The organism is Psychrobacter sp. Rd 27.2, from assembly GCF_001921755.1.
GTDB lineage: Bacteria > Pseudomonadota > Gammaproteobacteria > Pseudomonadales > Moraxellaceae > Psychrobacter > Psychrobacter celer.
Window position 1 is genome coordinate 1 of record NZ_MRYB01000026.1, and the last position, 1393, is coordinate 1393.

At 37.1% G+C, this 1393-nt stretch carries 1 protein-coding gene and 1 pseudogene; both read left to right on the forward strand.

Annotated elements, in window-relative coordinates:
* Positions 1-11 precede the first annotated feature (11 nt).
* Positions 12-599: a hypothetical protein gene (locus BTV99_RS12390; protein ID WP_083608654.1), complete on the forward strand. Its 588-nt coding sequence runs from the start codon at positions 12-14 to the stop codon at positions 597-599.
* A 183-nt stretch (positions 600-782) separates the two neighbouring features.
* Positions 783-1393 (forward strand): annotated as a pseudogene (locus BTV99_RS12395) (hypothetical protein); the annotation flags it as partial.

The following is a 1393-nucleotide window of genomic DNA, read 5'->3' on the forward strand; positions in this document are numbered from 1 at the left end:
TGAGGTAGTTAATGAGTTACGAAGAAAAATGGTTTGAAATCATAGGTGATGCGATTGATAGTATACCTTCAATATATTATCTATGGTCTAAAGCGCAAATATATGTTGAAATCGAAGATAAAGAGAATATTCTACGATACCAAAACTTAATCATGCTGTTGCATAACTCATCTGTTTCTCCGTACTGTAGGTTAGGTAAAGATGTCAAATTCGGTTATGGAGGGATTGGAGTAGTAGTTCACAAAGATGCTTTAATAAGTGATGGTGTAGCTATTGGTCAAAACGTTACCATAGGTGGAGCTTCTGGAAAATTTAGAGTTAACGATAGCGGAAAAAGGGAGTTTGTGCCATTAATTCATGAAGATGTTTATTTAGCAGGCGGGTCAAAAGTGTTAGGAGGAATAGAGGTGGGGCGTTTTACAGTCGTTGGCGCCAATAGTGTTGTTACTAAGGATATCGATTCATTTAGTGTATACGCTGGAGTTCCTGCTAAAAAGATTTTAGATATAAAGAAAAGCAATGCATTGAAGTACAAATCTTATTTCCATAGATACAAAAAAGAATCTAATGAGGATTTCATAAAACACTTCCCAGATTAGAATTGAGATAACTTTTTATATCTGCTACTTCATGTTTTACAAAATAAATTGGTTTTTTATTACTAATATTTAGAATTCTGAGTAGGTTTTGTGTGGATTAAGCAATTAGATTATAATTAGGCTGCTACATATACCATTTATCTATCTTTTTAAAACTTGTATGCTAACAGTGAGTTCGTGGTAATGAAAACACTTTTTCCTTTTAAAAATCAATATATTCGAATTGCTATTGTTAGCGACATTCTCACTGCTGTATCTTTGGATGAAGAAAAAAGTACTAAGATAAAATATATAGCTAACAAGCATTGGCATTGGGTATTTAAAGTAAATAGCCCCGACTTCATCCTAGTCGAATCAGCATGGCGCGGTCACAAAGACAAATGGCGTTACAAGATAGCCAACTACCCTGATTACCCTGAGCGTAATAACGTAGATCTGCGCAAACTGTTAGAGTTGGCAGATAAGCACAATATTCCTGCTGTATTTTGGAATAAAGAGGATGGTGCTCACTTTAACCGTTTTATCGACTCTGCCAGTCTGTTTAAGTATGTACTGACTGTGGATGAAAACTGCGTCGAACGTTATCAATCTATACTAGGCCCCAATGTCAAAGTTGGGGTATTACCCTTTGCTGTGCAGCCTAAGTTTCATCACCCCAGCGATTTACCCCCGCGTTATAACGAGAGCCTGTTTGTCGGTAGCTATAGTCATCACATCCATAGTGTACGCAAGCAATGGCAGGATATGGCATTTACCGCCGCTTCTCCTTATGGCCTGACCATCGTCGACCGTAA

Coding starts and splice junctions, on each gene's coding strand:
- BTV99_RS12390 (WP_083608654.1), top strand. CDS start 12: ATGAGTTACGAAGAAAAATGGTTTGAAATCATAGGTGATGCGATTGAT.